The organism is Pontibacter sp. H249, from assembly GCF_037892465.1.
Classification (GTDB): domain Bacteria; phylum Bacteroidota; class Bacteroidia; order Cytophagales; family Hymenobacteraceae; genus Pontibacter.
This window is the reverse complement of sequence record NZ_JBBKTR010000001.1, coordinates 1-17,216: the sequence shown is the minus strand read 5'-3', so window position 1 is coordinate 17,216 and position 17,216 is coordinate 1. Positions and strand designations below refer to the sequence as shown.

The 17,216-nt window shown below is 44.3% G+C and carries 13 protein-coding genes; 7 read left to right on the top strand and 6 right to left on the bottom strand.

All coding sequences use genetic code 11. The features are described from left to right. Window positions 1–286 precede the first annotated feature (286 nt). Window positions 287–844 carry a 2'-5' RNA ligase family protein gene (locus WG943_RS00065; protein WP_340405964.1) on the bottom strand — a complete coding sequence of 186 codons (558 nt, stop codon included), beginning with the start codon at window positions 842–844 and terminating at the stop codon, window positions 287–289. A 265-nt stretch (window positions 845–1,109) separates the two neighbouring features. Here WG943_RS00065 and WG943_RS00060 point away from each other — a divergent pair, with 265 nt between their 5' ends. Then, window positions 1,110–3,044, top strand: a complete 1,935-nt coding sequence (locus WG943_RS00060; protein WP_340405963.1) for an ABC-F family ATP-binding cassette domain-containing protein — start codon at window positions 1,110–1,112, stop codon at window positions 3,042–3,044. Window positions 3,045–3,134: 90 nt separating this feature from the next. Here WG943_RS00060 and WG943_RS00055 read toward each other — a convergent pair whose 3' ends face one another. Beyond that, entirely contained in the window at window positions 3,135–3,887 is a 753-nt protein-coding gene (locus tag WG943_RS00055) for a DUF2490 domain-containing protein (RefSeq protein ID WP_340405962.1), read from the bottom strand. Between the two features lie 45 nt (window positions 3,888–3,932). Beyond that, the gene (locus WG943_RS00050; RefSeq protein WP_340405961.1) at window positions 3,933–5,531 is read right to left on the bottom strand and encodes an alpha-amylase family glycosyl hydrolase; all 1,599 of its coding nucleotides are present in this window, start codon (window positions 5,529–5,531) and stop codon (window positions 3,933–3,935) included. A gap of 296 nt (window positions 5,532–5,827) precedes the next feature. On the opposite strand from WG943_RS00050, the gene WG943_RS00045 reads away from it, so the two are divergent. Further along, window positions 5,828–5,986: a hypothetical protein gene (locus WG943_RS00045; protein ID WP_340405959.1), complete on the top strand. Its 159-nt coding sequence runs from the start codon at window positions 5,828–5,830 to the stop codon at window positions 5,984–5,986. 120 nt (window positions 5,987–6,106) lie between these two features. Here WG943_RS00045 and WG943_RS00040 read toward each other — a convergent pair whose 3' ends face one another. Beyond that, the gene (locus WG943_RS00040; RefSeq protein ID WP_340405958.1) at window positions 6,107–7,504 is read right to left on the bottom strand and encodes a S41 family peptidase; all 1,398 of its coding nucleotides are present in this window, start codon (window positions 7,502–7,504) and stop codon (window positions 6,107–6,109) included. Between the two features lie 33 nt (window positions 7,505–7,537). Then, window positions 7,538–9,955, bottom strand: coding sequence for an ABC transporter permease (locus WG943_RS00035; protein WP_340405957.1), 2,418 nt, complete (start codon window positions 9,953–9,955; stop codon window positions 7,538–7,540). Window positions 9,956–10,358: 403 nt separating this feature from the next. Here WG943_RS00035 and WG943_RS00030 point away from each other — a divergent pair, with 403 nt between their 5' ends. The 3 genes from WG943_RS00030 to WG943_RS00020 all read left to right on the top strand — a co-directional run bounded on the left by WG943_RS00030 (window position 10,359) and on the right by WG943_RS00020 (window position 13,687). Further along, window positions 10,359–11,750, top strand: coding sequence for a sigma-54-dependent transcriptional regulator (locus WG943_RS00030; RefSeq protein WP_340405956.1), 1,392 nt, complete (start codon window positions 10,359–10,361; stop codon window positions 11,748–11,750). Then, window positions 11,740–13,095, top strand: coding sequence for a sensor histidine kinase (locus WG943_RS00025; protein WP_340405955.1), 1,356 nt, complete (start codon window positions 11,740–11,742; stop codon window positions 13,093–13,095). The genes WG943_RS00030 and WG943_RS00025 overlap by 11 nt, the downstream gene beginning before the upstream one ends. A gap of 139 nt (window positions 13,096–13,234) precedes the next feature. After that, complete coding sequence (locus tag WG943_RS00020) at window positions 13,235–13,687, top strand: OsmC family protein (protein ID WP_340405954.1); 453 nt, start codon at window positions 13,235–13,237, stop codon at window positions 13,685–13,687. Between the two features lies 1 nt (window position 13,688). On the opposite strand, the gene WG943_RS00015 is transcribed toward WG943_RS00020, so the two are convergent. Further along, on the bottom strand, window positions 13,689–14,558 hold the full coding sequence (locus tag WG943_RS00015; protein ID WP_340405953.1) for an SDR family oxidoreductase: 870 nt from the start codon (window positions 14,556–14,558) through the stop codon (window positions 13,689–13,691). A gap of 155 nt (window positions 14,559–14,713) precedes the next feature. On the opposite strand from WG943_RS00015, the gene WG943_RS00010 reads away from it, so the two are divergent. Both WG943_RS00010 and WG943_RS00005 read left to right on the top strand, forming a co-directional pair. After that, a complete protein-coding gene (locus WG943_RS00010; RefSeq protein WP_340405951.1) occupies window positions 14,714–16,042 on the top strand; it encodes a type IX secretion system plug protein in 1,329 nt (442 codons plus the stop codon). 30 nt (window positions 16,043–16,072) lie between these two features. Further along, entirely contained in the window at window positions 16,073–16,822 is a 750-nt protein-coding gene (locus WG943_RS00005) for an acetolactate decarboxylase (protein ID WP_340405950.1), read from the top strand. Window positions 16,823–17,216 lie beyond the last annotated feature (394 nt).

Genomic DNA, 17,216 nt, shown 5'->3' with positions numbered 1-17,216 from the left:
AGCTATTAGTTGAATTTTTTATACTTTCTGCTACATTAAAAATGTATTAAAATTGATCTTTACTTATGAGGAATGACAACCCAAACTGTACAGGTGTAGCAAGAGGAGCAGAGAATATGGTATAAATTACTACAAAGAGGGTAATAATTCTATAAGCATTTTATACAGATAGCTATAAAATAAATTTGCTGATATTGTACTTTAAAGATATGAATGAGTAGCAAATTAAACTTAGGATGAACTGGGAAGTATACTTTTGCCGCAGAAGAATCGGTAATAGTAACGTTTAACTGATCAATTCACGTTCACCGCGCCCAAACCTGAACTCTTCTTCTTTCAGATAATAGTCGCCGCACTTCTGCAGTATGATCAGGTTATCTATAGTAATCTCCCAATCAAAATTATACTGGCACAGGTAGCTAAGCAAAGGACCAAGTACTTCAGGGCTGGTGTCGCCGAGGGCCAGGGTAATGTGGGGCAGCCACATGTTGGTGTTATAGTAAATGCCCATCTCAGAGCTCATCTCCGAAACAGCAGCATGCAGCCGCTCATGTAGGCGATTTAGGGGCGGCGTTCTCAGTACAGGTATGTACACTACAGGTTTTTCACCGGGAAAAATACCTAAGCCTGTGGTGCGTACTTTAAATTTTTCTGTTTCGAGACAAGTAGTTTCCAGGTACTGCTTCAGCTCTTCCATGTCCACAACCTCCGCAGTTAAGATGGTTAAGTGAGGGTAAGGAGTGAGTTTTACGTTGTTGAGCCCGAATTTTGTCTCCAAATATTCTGTGAGCTCATTTACGCGTTCAGTAGTTTTTTTGTCTAAAAGCGAAGCAATTGCAATCATAGGGGTAAGGCTTTTAGGACCTGTAGCATATCAAAAGAAAAACGATCCTGCAAAGTAAATGTTTAATTCAATACAGGATAAGTTTTTGGCTGTAATTAAATTAGAAAGGAGTATACTTCTTGCAGCACTTAAAGTTATGGTATTGCAGGTATGTGTGGCCTTATTTGAATACGACAGTATATGAAAGCACTTTATCTAAGCTGCTTATGTTTTTAACTCACATGCAAAATTAAGTACCTTTGTACCTTACTTATTGCCTAAGCACATGATCTCCATTAATAACCTGAACTTTCATTTTGGCAGCCGCCCTATGTACGAGGATGCCAACCTGCATATAAAACCCAAAGATAAAATTGGCCTGATAGGGCTTAACGGTACCGGTAAATCTACGCTGCTGCGCATTATTGTAGGAGAGTACAGGCCAGATGGCGGAAGTATTCAGATGAGCAAGGATACTACCATTGGTTTCCTGAACCAGGACCTGCTGAGCTACGAAACGCATGAAAGTATACTTTCGGTGGCTATGCAGGCTTTTGATGAGGCAATGAGTTTGCAGAAGGAGATCGACAAGGTGCTGGTGGAGTTTGAAAATAACTTTCATGATAACCTGGTGGAGAAGCTTGCAAGCCTGCAGGAGCGTTTTGAGGCGCTTGGAGGCTATACCATGCAGGCCGAGGCGGAGGCTATACTCGAAGGACTGGGCTTTACGACAGAAGAGTTGCAGCAACCGCTGGCTTCTTTCTCAGGAGGTTGGCGCATGCGTGTGATGCTGGCAAAGATCCTGTTACAGAAGCCATCATTATTACTGCTTGACGAACCTACCAACCACCTTGACTTACCTTCCATCAAATGGCTGGAAACGTACCTGGAGCGCTTCGAAGGGGCTGTTGTAATTGTATCGCATGACCGCGAGTTCCTGGATCGCACAACAAACGTTACAGTAGAGGTATCCGGTGCAAAGCTGAATGTGTACCCTGGCAACTACAGTTTTTATGTAGAGGAAAAGGCACTACGCAACGAAATTCAGAAAGGTGCTTACGAAAACCAACAAGCCCAGATCCGCCAGACAGAGCGCTTTATTGAGCGTTTTAAGGCAAAGGCCACCAAAGCAAAGCAGGCGCAAAGCCGCATGAAGCAGCTTGATAGGTTGGAGCGCATCGAAGATGTAGCGCCAGATGCTGCTAAAGTAAATTTCAGCTTTAAGTTTAATGTACAACCGGGCCGCCATATTCTGCGCCTCGAGCACATGAGCAAAGCCTACGATGACAAAGTGATCTTTAGAGATACAAACGTGCATGTGGAGCGCGGCGATAAGATCGCTTTAATTGGTGGTAATGGTAAAGGTAAATCCACGCTGCTGCGCATTATTGCCGGCACTGAGCCTATTAAAGGCAAACATGAGCTGGGGCATAACGTTATTATGTCGTTCTATGCGCAGCACCAGCTGGAGTCGCTTAACGTAGAAAACGAGATGCTGCAGGAGATGCAGCAGGCCGGTTCCAAAAAAACTGAAATGGAGTTGCGCACGCTGTTGGGCTCGTTTCTGTTTACCGGCGATGATGTATTCAAAAAGATTAAAGTGCTGTCTGGTGGGGAGAAGTCGCGTGTAGCACTGGCAAAAACGCTAATCTCTGAGGCTAATTTCCTGATGCTCGACGAGCCTACCAACCACCTGGATATGCAGTCGGTAAATATTCTCATTCAGGCGCTGGAGCAGTATGAAGGCACATTTATCATCATCTCCCACGACCGTTACTTTGTAGAGAATGTGGCTACCAAGATCTGGTACATCGAGGACTACCAACTGAAGGAGTATCCGGGCACCTACCATGAGTATGAGCAATTCCAGGAGAAGCGTGAGAAAGAGGCAAAACAGCTGGCAAATGCCGTTGCACCACAGGCAAAGCAAAACCAGCCAAAGCAGCAGCGCGAAAAAAGCGAATATAACCAGCTAAACAACCAGCTAAAGCAGGTAAACAAACAGCTAAGCGATGTAGAGCAAAAGGTACATCAACTGGAAACCAAACTTGCCACTCACGAAAACGAACTTGCTGACCCAAAAGTATACAGCGACGTGGAGCTGCTGCAAGAGGTAACGGCCAAGTTTGAGAAGGTGAAGGCAGAGCTTGACAAAGCCCAGGAGAAATGGGAAGAACTGATGCTGGAAATAGAAGACCTAGAGGCAAAACTGGCAGAGTAGCTAACTTAAAGTATAAACTAAAAGAGCACCTGACGCACTGCAGGTGCTCTTTTAGTTTTAAGCAGGCTTTAAAGTATAAAATATAGGGCATTACTCTTTTGTCTTCTTTCTTATGTCTAAAGTATAAAACAGCCATACAGTTAAGTTATGATTGTTGGTGTAGCGATTTGGCACAGAAGCAGACTGTACAAAGCGATGCATATAGCCGGTTTGCAGGCGCAAAAAATTGTGCTCTAACCCCAGCATCAGACTCAGGCGGTTTTGGTCAAAGGTGTTGTAGCTAACATTTTCCCCGAAGTTCAGGAGTATCTCGTTGCTTAAAACCAGGTAGGGGAGCATCCATTCTGTTTTAAAACCAGGGAAGTTGAGGCGTAGAGTTTCTTGTAAGCGTACTCTGTGCGTAAGATCATACTTTGGCAGCAATTCCGCAGCCTCTACGCGTTGCCGGAACCGCAGGTCGTAGCGTATCCTTGTACCGAGGTTAATGTTAGAGCCAATTTTACCTAGTACAGCAACCTGCATCCAGGGCCTGTGCTCGTTTCTATCCAAGGCATCAGAACCAGATCCGGGTACGGTTAACCATAAGCGGGCATAGCCAGCTGTAACATCCACGCCATGCGGAAGGTGTTGCGTTAGTCCTGCCCTGGCAACGGCAAAGGAGCCGCTAATGTGATGCAGGTCCGTAAAAATTGAGTTACGGGCAGCAATGCGCGTGTTCAAGAAAAATCCCTTCCAGACAGCAAACTCATTTGTGACCTCTTTTTGTTGGGCATGTGTAAAATGCCACGGGTAAAACAACCAGAGCAGCAGGATAAACCAAAAATATTTCCGGTTTAGAGTCATAGACACATTGGATAAGTATACTAAGCAGTACCTTATACTTACAAGCTACTCAAGCGCAACCACAATACCTTCGTCACCGGAAAGGCTGATATTGCCTTCTACTTTTCTGTTTTCTCTTTCAGGGGCTGTACTTAATACAATTGTACCCTTGTAATTTTGGTATTGCGGCCTGAACACGCAGGGTTTATGGCTCAGGTTGAGCACGATCAAGATTCGCTTATTTTCGTGCTGCCTGATATATGCCAGTAATGGAGGCTTTGCCTGTACAGGTACATAATCACCTACATGCAGGGCAGGCTCCTTTTGGCGAAGCGTGATTAACTTACGATAGTACAGCAGCATCGATTCCTCATCTTCCTGTTGTACTTTTACATTTCTTTTTCGGTATGAGTCGGCAATTCTTAACCAGGGCTTGCCGGATGTGAAGCCAGCGTTTTCAGAATCGTCCCATTGCATGGGCGTCCGGGCGGGGTCGCGGCTAAGGTCTTTGTCAGGCATGTTCAGCCCCTGTGGGTCTTGTACTTCGTCTGGGGGTATTGGCACATCGCGCATGCCCAACTCATCTCCGTAGTACATAGTGGGGGTGCCACGCAGGGTTAGCAGCAGCATTCCGGCTACTTTTGCTTGCGAGGTGCCTACCCGGCTGGTTATGCGGGGCTGGTCGTGGTTTCCGATTACCCAGTTAGGCCAACCACCTTCAGGTAGTGCACCTTCATATTCGTCCACTTTTGATTTGATGTGCTCTGCATCCCAATCTATGTTAATCAGCATAAAATTAAAGGGCAAGTGAGCGCCGTTGTTGTTGTGGCCATAGTAAGTTACAAGCCTATGAATTGGTAAGTAGATTTCACCTATCAGCACACGCTCCTCATATGAGTTGGTAATGTCACGCATTTTCTCTACCAAGTCGTGCACTTCAGGCTGGTCAGTAGAGAAAGCAGGTATTAACTGCTCGTAAGTAGATTCGTGTTGCTTATAATTTGGGTTGGGAGGGTTGTCGCGTAGCTGATCATCTTTAACCATGTGCCACATCACATCTACCCTAAATCCGTCTACGCCTTTATCCAGCCAAAAGTGCATGACATCAAACATAGCTTTCTGTACCTCCGGGTTGCGCCAGTTAAGGTCGGGCTGTTCTTTTAAAAATGCATGGTAATAGTATTGTTGCGTTTTTTCATCCCATTCCCAGCCACTGCCGCCAAACACTGACAGCCAATTGTTGGGTTCGCTGCCGTCTTCTTTAGCGTCGCGCCAGATATACCAATCTCGCTTTGGGTTGTCTTTGGATGAGCGTGACTCCAGGAACCAGGGATGCTGATCAGAAGTATGGTTAGGCACCAGGTCAAGTATAAGTTTCATGTCGCGGCTGTGCACTTCGGTTAGCAACTGGTCAAAATCAGCCATGTTACCGAACAACGTATGAATGCCACAATAGTCGGAGATATCGTATCCAAAATCTGCCATAGGAGATGGGTAGATCGGAGATATCCAGACTGCGTTTACGCCCAACCACTTCAAGTAATCTAACCTTGTGATGATCCCCTTCAGATCGCCTACTCCATCGCCGTTACTATCTTGAAAAGAGCGTGGATAAATTTGATATATAATTCCCTTTTGCCACCATAAGTACTTGTCCTGCGCCATAGCTATGCATTTTTGTTTTTGTAATTCTGTGTTTACGGTGCAAGGCAGTTCAGGATATGAATGTATGGCAGATGTTGTGGCAGTACTTATCTGTTCAGTTAATTAGGTAGGATTAAATTTATTTTTAATATGGGTAATGCAATATATTAAAATAAATATATATTTGCACCCTGCTTACCCAGAGGGCTTATTTATTGATATTGCCATACAAAAGCTTATTTGCTTTATAAATGGTGTACAGCATGCAAGCACCATAAAAGCAGGATTTAGATTTAAACAACCAACCTTAGATAATCATGAAATCAACTTTAGTTAAAGTATTTGGCTTAATTATTCTTGCCTCTGCCACTGTATCCTGCCAGCGAGGTTCATGCCCTGCTTATGATAAAATCGCAAGTCAGCCGAAGTATAAATCCACGTTTCTGTCTGATTCTGCTCCGAAAGGAAGATACTAAGCCATACTTTTTCTTTGCGTAAATCCAGTAAGGCCATACTTAAATGTATGGCCTTACTGGATTTCACTATTTTGAATCAGGTAGTCTCGTTAATAAGCTTCGCTTAAGATGCAGCTAAACTTATAGGTTTAGAAAAAGTGACTGCGCATAAGTTACCCAATCTTGTTTATCCGCAGGTTTATACATTGGTTCTATTCCTATATACTCATACTTGGACTTATTTAGATATTTGGTTGTGGTGCAACCTAAAATATACTTGCCACAGGGTGTGCTTGCCTGCATTACATTGCCATATCCTAAATAGCCCCCAGAGTTTTCTCCGATTGTAACAACTTTATCGCTTTGTTTGGCATACATAATCATGCCTTCTGCCGAGCTGGCGGTATTTCTGTTAAACAAAACAGCTACTTTTTTTGGGTAAGCAGTTGTACTGTCAAGCTCCCAGGTGTTAATGGCGCTTTCAACCTGCGGAATAAAAGTATAAGGTTGCGCCTGTTTCATTCTCTGGATCAACGGCGTAGAGGTGCCTTTTGCCAGTTCTTCGTAGCGCTTAATGTTCTCCGGCGACACCCACACGTCTGCGTTATCAATTACCAGCGGCTTTGTGTATAGGTATGGAAGCAGGTTATAGTAGCATTGCTCATCGCCTCCGCCATTGTCTCTTAGATCAATAACAAGGTATGGTGTACTATTCAGTTTATCTGCTATTGCTTCGTAAAACGCATTTAATTCCTTTTTCAAACCTCCATCAAAAGAGCTTAACCTGATGTAGTTCGTTTGAGAATCAATTTCCTTGAATTCGTAAGGTTTCTTATGTTGCTGGCTTACAAAGTCTTGCTTGTAAAATCCAAATTGGGGTATGCGTCCTTCTTTTACCTCCACTTCCTTATAATAGTGCTGAAAATTATAGCCTAGTAGCCCTAAGTGGTAAACACCTTCGTAGGTACTGGTATCTTTTTTCTTTAGCTCCAGTAGTACATGGCCCACTTCTAAAAGCCTTGTTTTACTAAGTACAACGCCAATATAGCTGCCTTTTTTGTTTTTGATGATGCCAATGTTCAGGCCGCTGCTGTTTGTGTAAATACCTTCTACATCTTCCGGGTTTTTTGTGCTGAGCGCTGCCTGAATCTTAAGCGTGTCAACCGGTACTTTTCGGAATGACTGAAAGGTTTTGCCAGCTTTAAAACTTTTCATCTGATCTTCATTTGAAAAGTCAATATCCTGCCGCTTCAGGTTAGGGCCGATGCCACTGTGATGGTCTTTTAATAGTTCTACATACTGCTCTAAGTATAAAATACAGCGATCTTCAGATTTTTCTTTGGCGATGGCTTTACTAAGCTGTTTTACCTGTTGCTGATAATTGTTGTGAGCTTTAGAGTCGCTTTTGATTTTAGGAAATGCCGGGCTATTTTGCTCGTAGTATGATTTCACAAATTCAAACTCTGTAGCGCAATCGCAATCCTGTGCCAATACAGCATTAGTTAGCAGGAAGAAAAGTAGTATTAAAGGTAATTTCATAGTTTGTGGAGTGGTTTTATTTTAACGTTTGAATTACTCACTTTTAAGCGAAACAACTGGGTTGGTTAACGAGGCTTTAATTGCTTGCGAGCTCATGGTGATAATGGCAATGATAAGTGTTACTACACCTGCAAGTATAAACGGCCAGTATTGCAGGGTTATGCGATAGGTAAAATCCTGTAACCACAGGCTCATGAGGTAGTAAGCCACCGGCACGGCAAGTATAAATGCAATCAGAACCAGCTTCACAAACTCTTTAGAAAACAGCACCGTGATGTTGAACATAGAGGCACCCAGCACCTTGCGAATACCCACTTCTTTTGTTCGCTGCGCAGCCATAAATGCAACCAAACCATATAATCCGAGGCAGCCTATAAAAATGGCGATCACAGAGAATATCTTGAAGAGTTTACTCTGGCGTGCTTCATCCTGGTAGAATCGTGCAATGGTTTCGTCTAAGAACTCATAGTTGAACACATCATCCGGGTAAGCCTTGTTCCATACTTTTTCCAGGTGCTGCAGCGCTTCCTGCTTTCGGGCCATATCAATCTTTGCGGATAAAAACCAGTAGTTGTTTGGGTTTGATAGTATAATGGAAGGGTCTATTGGGTCGCGCAGGGAGTTTTGGTGAAAGTCTTCTACTACTCCGATAATATAACCTTTAACCTCTCCACGACCCAGCGCAATTGTCTTGTTTATTGCATCAGCCGGACTTTCTATACCTAGCTTGTGGCGCATAGTTTCGTTAATGATGTAGGCAACCGAATCACTGTCTTTGTAGGTGCGTCCTGCTAACAGCTTCATGTCATATAGTCCAATATAGTTTTCATCGGCCATTTTATAGTTTGCATGGAAAGGCACATCTTCACTAGAGTTGTTAAACTTAAAGTTACCCGTCCAGGTAAAGTTGGCCGAAGGTGGCGACGAGGCAAGGCTAACCTTTTTCACTGCCGGGTGGTTTGCCAATTCCTGGCGCAACGGTACTAATTTTTTACCCTCGCCTGTAGGTAAAAATACCGTTACCACAGCATCTTTGTTAAAGCCAAGCGACTTGCTTTTAAAGAACTCCATTTGTTCATTTACAAGTATGGTGCAGATTATCAGTACCTGGCAAATGGTGAACTGCAGCACCACCAAAGCACTTCTTAATGACAGTCCTGCAACTTTCTGGGTGTTGATGCGGCTTTTTAATGCTGCTATCGGCTGAAAGCGAGCCATGATAAGTGCAGGGTAAAGGCCGGCGAACAAAGTTACCAGCAGCAGCTGCACCATCAGGAATAACAGAAGGGCAGAATCGCTAAATATGGAGAAAGAAATTTCAAGTTCAAGCAACTCGTTAAGGTAGGGTAGTGCCAGTTCTGTAAGTATAATCGATAGCAGCGTTGCCATTAAGCTAATCAAAAATGTTTCGCCCAGGAACTGTAGCATCAGCTGTACCTGGCTGCTGCCCATTACTTTACGTACTCCCACCTCGCGTGCTCTTTTTATAGCTTGTGCCGTAGCTAGGTTTATAAAGTTAATACAGGCCACCAGTACTAAAAATATGCCCACCAAGGCCATCGACCAGATCACCTCACGGGCTACGGTTCGGTTGCTGAAGTTGCTTAGCTCGGCATCAAAATGGATGTCGTCCAATGGCTGCAGGCTGTAAGTTTCTTCCTGCAGGTTTGGGTTTTTTTCCGGGATGTGCTTCTTTACAATAGCGTTTAGATTTGTAGTGGCATCTTCTGGCGTCATTCCATCCGGCAACACCAGGTACACTTGATGTGTGGTAGAGAGGGTACCCCACGACTTGGCATCACCATAAGGTGAGTAAGCCTCAGTTGACTTATAAGAGATAAAAATACCGAAAGGAAAATCTGAGTTGCTCGGTATATCCGGAATAACCCCGGTTACTTTTAAGGTCAGGATGTTGTTGAATTTGATAAGGCGGCCCAGCGGGTTTTCATCATCGAAATACTTTCGGGCTATACTTTCTGTTAGTAACACATTGTTTGGCTCAGAAAGACTTTCAGACGGATTTGTGTCACCTGTATCAAAGTCGAAGACATCGAAGAACTCCGGTTCAACAAAACCTATGGGAGCCTCTTCTCTAAAGCGTTTCACAACGTTGCCGTCGTTACCCAGCACATTTATCTGTCCGCCTTCCTCTCCACTTATTTGTGTAAGGTTTTCGAAGCCCAGGTTATTATTGCTGCGAAGCAGGTCTGCCAGTGGGTAATGGGCAGCAGCGCCTCTTTCTTCGCCTTCGCGGTAATTTGATATGGTTATAGTTCTGTATATTTTGTCTGCTTTGCTATGAAAGGTATCATAGCTAAGTTCATACTTTATAACCAGGAAGAGCAGGATGCTGCAGGTAACCCCTAAGGTAAGGCCGGCGACATTAAGCAGGCTGTAGCTTTTGTTCCTAAGCAATGATCGCGAAGCGGTAAGGAAGTACATCTTAAACATAAACTCTTCTTTTTAGAAATTTAAAAATAGTGAGCTGCAGCTACTTTGCCTAACAGCCATAAAATCTACCTTTAAAATAGGAGTGTGCACATAAATTGGCACTATAGTCTTGTAGGTGCCGATTAGATTTTCTTTCATAGTTTTAGGTTGTACTAATGGTCAGGTTTAGTTAGATAATAGGAGTTGATCTGACTTTATACTTGCCAAGTGCTGTGCCAAAAGTATAAATGTGGTTTTTATGCAGGTTATGGCAACCACCTCTATACTAAGTTGTCCATGTGCGGACAAAAAGTGTCCATAGTTGGACATCAAACAGTACACTTTTCTCCTAAATAAGCTATATTTAGTGTACTATATGTCTGGCATAGTATTTTCGATATACTTAACCATTAACACCCGAACTATGGAAGAAAAGAACCTGGGCCGCATTCTGGTCATAGATGATAACGAGGATATACTTTTCTCGGCAAAGATGCTGCTAAAGAAGTATGCCAAAGAGGTGGTGATGGAAAAGAACCCGAAAAAGATTCCTTTCCTGATGAACAATGAAGAGTTCGACCTGATTATGCTGGACATGAACTTTAGCCAGGATATTACCAGCGGACAGGAAGGCTTCTATTGGCTAAAGGAGATACTAAGTTACGACCCATCGGCGGTAGTGATTATGATAACAGCTTACGGCGACGTGGAAATGGCTGTAAGAGCCTTAAAAGAAGGTGCTACTGATTTTGTACTTAAGCCTTGGCAAAACGAAAAACTGGTAGCCACTTTATCGGCTGCCTCTAAGCTGCGCAACTCTTACAACGAAGTAAGCCACTTAAAAGAAGTAAACCGAACGCTAGCCAGCCAGGTAAACACCACACAATTAGATGTAATTCAGGGACAAAGCCCAGCCATGCTGCAGCTTTTTTCAATTATCGATAAAGTGGCCAAAACAGATGCCGATGTGTTGCTGCTAGGCGAGAACGGTACCGGCAAAGAGGTAATTGCCCGAGCCATACACCAACGGTCTGGCCGCGCCGATAAGGTTTTTGTGACAGTAGACATGGGAGCCGTAACAGAATCCTTGTTCGAAAGTGAGCTTTTCGGGCATAAAAAGGGAGCCTTTACCGATGCCAAAGAAGACAGGATAGGTAGAATAGAGGCAGCCAACGGCGGTACTTTGTTTCTGGATGAGATCGGCAATTTGTCGTTGGCCATGCAGGCAAAACTGCTAACGGTACTGCAACGGCGTGAGGTTATACGTGTAGGCACAAACAAACCCATACCTGTAAACGTGCGCCTGATTTGTGCTACGAATATGCCACTTAAGGAGATGGTACAGCGTAATGAGTTTCGCCAGGACCTGCTGTATCGCATTAACACCGTAGAATTAAACTTGCCCCCTCTGCGCAACCGACTCGAAGATATACCTGTATTTGCAGCGCATTTTTTGGCTACCTACGCACATAAGTATAAGCAGCCGGTAAAACGATTGGGCTCATCAGCCGAAGATCGCCTGAAGCGCTATAACTGGCCAGGAAATATCCGGGAGTTGCAGCACGCCCTGGAGCGCGCCTCTATCATGAGTGATAACCGGGAACTGGAAGCTGAAGATTTCTTTTTCCTGACTGAAACAGAGCTAACAGACGCGCCGGCACAACTACAGGCACACAGCCTGGACTTGGACGAGCTGGAACGGGAGGCAGTGCACCGGGCCATGCAAAAGCACGAAGGTAATATCTCGAAGGCAGCAAAAGAGCTAGGCCTCTCCAGAGGTGCCCTTTACCGCAGACTGGAAAAGTATGAACTTTAACCACTACCGGCTTCAGGTTTTGCTGCGAGTGCTTCTGCTGGCGGTTACAATCTATCTCTTTGCTCGCATTAATTTCAATCCTGATTATCGTTTTACCACCATTGGCTTGGGAGTTGCTATACTTGTTCAGGTATGGCTGTTTGTGTTTTTGCAAGACCGCACGAACAAGCAGTTTCTACGCTTTTTAAACTCTATAAAGTATGATGATTTTACGGAGCTTTTTAAAGTACAGCAAGAGGATAAGCGGCAGCGTGAACTGGCCTTAAAGCTAAATGAGGTAATGAATAAGTTTAGGGAGGTTCGTGCCGAGAAAGAGGCGCATCTGCAATACTTCGAGATGATTGTGCAGCACATTGGCATTGGTATTATCAGCTATAAACCAGACGGTACTGTTATGCTGCTGAACCATGCCGCCAAAAAGCTACTAAAGGTGGGGCAACTGCAACATGTACAGGCACTGGAGAGGGAGAGCCCGGAACTGGCGCAGGGCTTAAGGCAACTGGAGCATAACAGTAAAATACTGGTACCTTTAAAACATGGTGCCGACCAGGTAAATCTTTCTGTCCATGTGATAGAGCTATCTATACTTGGTGATAGGATAAGACTGGCATCGTTGCAAAACATACAAGGTGAGCTGGAAGAAAAGGAAATGGAAGCCTGGCATACTCTGATAAAAGTGCTAACACATGAGATCATGAATTCTGTTACGCCTATAGCCTCGCTTTCTGCCAGCGCTTACGAAGAGTTGCATAGCTACACCGACACCGAGGCAGATGAAATAACCATGCTAAGGAGTGAGCTCGCTGATGTAGGACAATGCCTGCATACCATCAGCCGGCGCTCTGATGGCCTTATTAAGTTTGTAAACGACTTCAGAAACCTGACAGCTATTTCAATGCCGCAGATCAGCATGTTCAGCGTAAACGAGATGCTGCACGAGATGAAAACCCTGATGCGGGAGCAGCTGGCGCAAAAGCACGTGAAATTAAAAGTAGAGGTGCCACAAGAAAGGCTGCTGCTCTCCGCTGACAGAAGTATGATTGAGCAGGTGCTGATCAACCTGATAAAAAACGCATCCGAAGCTGTGCAGGATCAAACAGAGCCTGTAATTATTCTCAGAGCTTTTTTAGATGAACGCAGCCGCATCAGCATAGAGGTAATAGACAACGGCCACGGAATGACTGCGGAAGCGCTTTCAAAAATATTCATTCCGTTTTATTCTACTAAAAAAACCGGATCAGGTATTGGCCTCAGTTTATCAAGGCAAATTATGCGCCTGCACAAAGGCTCTATTTCTGTGCAGTCGGAGCTGGGCAAAGGCACGAGGTTTATACTTCGGTTCTAATTATGTTTAACAGGTTGTGATTACCTTTTAAATGTCAAGGCGCTAGTTGTTGCATTCCCATATTACCTTTCTTTCCGGCTCCCATAAAACCTTTACAGCTTATTTCACTTATACGTTAATCTTAAAATTGATTAGAACTATGAGCGTATTAGAAGCAGAGGGTTTTGTAACGGTAACAGCAGAAAGCAGTGCCCCTATGGTGGCTAAAATTATAGCCGGTTCAGATACCATGACCATTGATGAATCGGGTGTTTCTCAGGGCCTGAAACCCGGAGCAGACCCATACGATTTTATACTTAGCGGACTGGGAGCCTGCACCGTGATTACCTTACACATGTATGCGCAGCGCAAAGGCTGGCCACTCGAGAAAGCCGAAGTTAAGCTGCGCCACGAACGGGTGCATGCCACCGACTGCGAGCAATGCGAAGATGAAAAAGCAAGGCTATCTCAGGTTACGAAGCACCTAAGTCTTTACGGCGATTTAAGCCCTGAGCAACGCAAACGCTTAAAGGATATATCCAACCGATGCCCGGTACAAAAATCGTTGGTTGCCGGTATTCAAGTAAAAACACACCTGGTTGATGAAGTATAACTTATACTTTAGTAGCCTGTTGTGGCACCAGGTTTAAGTATGCTTCTAATGTATGCGTACCCAATGTTGGGGCAACACAGTCTATCTCCGAAACTGCTACAAGAAAAGCTGCCTTGTCATACAGATTGCGATTGAAAGGTTTTAAAAGAGGCAGTACTGCTTTTACAACACCAAAAGGTACTGAGGGAATTTTACCGGTATAACCAGCCGCTTTGCAAGACAACTGCACTAGCTCTAGTCTACTGTATATTTTTGGCCCACCTATTGGTACAACCTGAGATTGGCTATAGATACTTTGCACAGCCACCTTCGCCAGGTCGCCTTCGTATACCGGGTTCGTTGGTTTTTTGCCAGTGCCTAAAATACCTATCATGCCTTTACCCGCCATACTCACCACTTCATCAAAAGCAGAAAAAAGTGCTGTGGGCTCCAGAATTGTATAGGCCAAACCCGAAGCTTTAAGCGCCTCTGTAAAGTTGGCGTGTGCTTTAAAGTATGCCAGGTTTGTGTGCGCTGCTGCACCAAATGCCGAAGTATAAATAAACTTTTTTACATTGCTTCGCTTCGCCTCCTTTAGCAGGTTATAGTTAGCCACAAAATCCACATCATAGAAACTAGCCTTACTTTTATCTTTCAGACTAATGCTTTTACCCATAGCAGATATCACGGCATCTACACCCTCGCAGCACCCAACCAAAGTATGAGCCTGAGTGGCATCAGAGATAAAAATTTCGTCTGGAATGGGAGAGAGGGCCTGTGCTTTATCATTTGATCGGGCTAAAACCCTTACGCTATAACCCTGTTGTTTAAGTGCCTGCAGGTAATGTTTGCCCAGGTTTCCGGTAGCACCTGCCAGCAATATCTTTTCCATAGTTTTAGTACTTATGCTTGTGGTAATAAAGATAATTGCCGGAAAATTATTTTCTTTATATGTCTGATACCTTTTTACAGGCGTTAACTTACTTATTTATCCAATACACCATATCTACATAAATCAGCTTAGAAGAGCTGAAAACGTTTTAAAAAATGATAATTAAAAGATTGAGAGCAAAGTACCTGTTAGCAATACTTTTCAGTTGCAGCCTTACTGCCTGTGTGCCATTGGAGGAGCAGGCGCAAAGCAGCGGGACTGGCACAACAGCACAGGCTGCATTGCGCTACGAAGACTATGTGTACCACGAAAGTATAAATTCGGTGCAGGCCTACCTGGCAACCGGAGATGCAGATCAGGTGCTTAACCCTCCGGTAACTTCAATTTCGCAGGAGTTTCCGTTGATACTCGAATTTGACAGGTTAAACGCTGGTCCGCAGCGCCTGCTGGTAAAACTGGTGCACTGCAATGCCAACTGGACACCCTCTAACTTAAATGAAACGCAGTACTTAAACGACTTTAATGAGTTCTTTATAACCGATGTGCAGAACTCTGTAAATACGCGTGTGCCCTATGTACATTACCGTTTTAGGGTTCCGCGGGTAAAGCTTAGTGGTAACTACTTGCTAGTGGTGCAAGAGGAGGGAGGCAAACTGTTACTTACGCAACGATTGCTGGTGTTTCAGAACACTGTTGTAGTAACTGCTAAACTCGGAGCCCCGCTTGGGCCGGGTGGCCGTGAGGCAAGGCAGCCGGTAGAGTTTAACGTGTTCTACAAAGATTATCCAATCGTGAACCCTGCCGTGGAAGTAAAGGCTATACTTCGCCAGAATTACCGCTGGGACAATGCCAAAACCATCACCAAACCAACTTTTGTACACGATGCGCAACGCCGCCTGGAGTACGTGTTCTTTGAGCCGAAAGACCTTTTTAAAGGGCTTTCTGAGTTTAGAGCTTTTGATACCCGTAGCTTAAATTTTAACGGTATTGGAGTGCAAAACATTAATCTGCAAACGAACCCAATTACTGTAGACCTGGAGCCCGGTAAAAGCCGCCAGGCAACTGTGTATAGCCAAGAGCCCGATATTAACGGCATGCGTATTTTTGGCAACAGGCAATACGGCAGCGGTGAAGTAAATGGCGATTATGCAGTAGTTGATTTTGAACTGAATGCCCCAGCTGAAGCACCAGGTGCGGTATACATTACAGGTGCACTGAATAATTGGAAGCCGGGTCCGGAATCGTTGATGCGCTACAACTCCGAAGAAGGAAAGTATAGCGGTAGAATACTACTGAAGCAGGGCTACTACAACTATTATTATACGCTAAAGCCAAACGCCACAGCCCCTACCGACGAAAGCTATTTTGAAGGCAGCCACTTCGCTACTGAGAACATTTACGATATACTTATTTACTACCGCCCACCAGGCACAAGAGCTGATCTGTTAATAGGGTATGAGGAGCTTTACTTTAACAGGAGGTAATCAAATTATTGACTTATACTTTGGAAGACTATGATAAATAAACAAGTCATGCAGCTGCTTGGGTTAGCTGGCATCCTTGGCTTTATCAGTTGCTCTACTTCTGATCAGCACGCAGAAACGGCAGTAGCTACTGCAACTCCAGTGCAAGTAACCGGAGCTATGCGAAATGTGATGTGGAAGGGTGAACTGCAAGGCACCATCGCTTTGGACACTATACAGCCGAAAGAACATCTTTATGGTTTAGGGCCAATGGAGTATCTGGCCGGAGAACTGTTGGTTGCAGATGGTAAAGTATACCAATCTACAGTATTAACAGACTCAACCATGAAAGTGGAGGAGGTGCAGCAGGCAAAGGCACCGTTTTTTGTGTATGGTAATGTTCCGCAGTGGCACGAGCAGGCCTTACCTGATAGTATACAAAGTATAAAGCAACTCGAAAATTACCTTGATCAGGTTACGCAGAATAGCCAGCGTCCTTTTGCCTTCAGGTTGAAAGGCGAAATACAAAGCGCCACTATACATATTGTAAACCTACCGGAAGGTACAAAAGTAAGCTCTCCGGATGAGGCGCACCAGGGGCAGGTAAACTACCAGTTGGATAATGAGCAGGTAGAGATTGTAGGTTTCTTCTCAACTGAGCATAAGGCCGTATTCACGCACCACGACACTTACCTGCACATGCACCTGATCACAGCAGATAAAACAAAAATGGGCCACCTGGATGAAGTGAAGCTGAGAAGCGGCGTTATTAAGCTTTACCTTCCGGAACAGTCTGAATAACTTATAGATAATGGAAGCCAGCATTCCTATTTCTAGAAGGAATAGATACCGTTATAGTGCTTGTATCTGATATAGCAACTGCCAAAGTATTGTATCAGGAGAATCTGGAGCTTAAGCCTGTTGAGGAAGATGTAAAGGGTACGTTGGTTGCATTAGATACAGGTGACTAACCAGTATAAGGCTGTTAGAAACTCCGCATGCTCTACTTATGAGCAAGATTACCACATAAATTACACAATCTTTAAAACTTATAACGCTGCATTTGCCAGGTAGGTGCTAGGCGAAGGAGGAGTAGAGGTGGGTACTTTAGGAGAAGATGAGTTATTTAAATACTTCCCGCTGCAAGATCCGGATAGGAACTATTTGGAGGTGTGTAAGGTGCTGTAGCCATTTA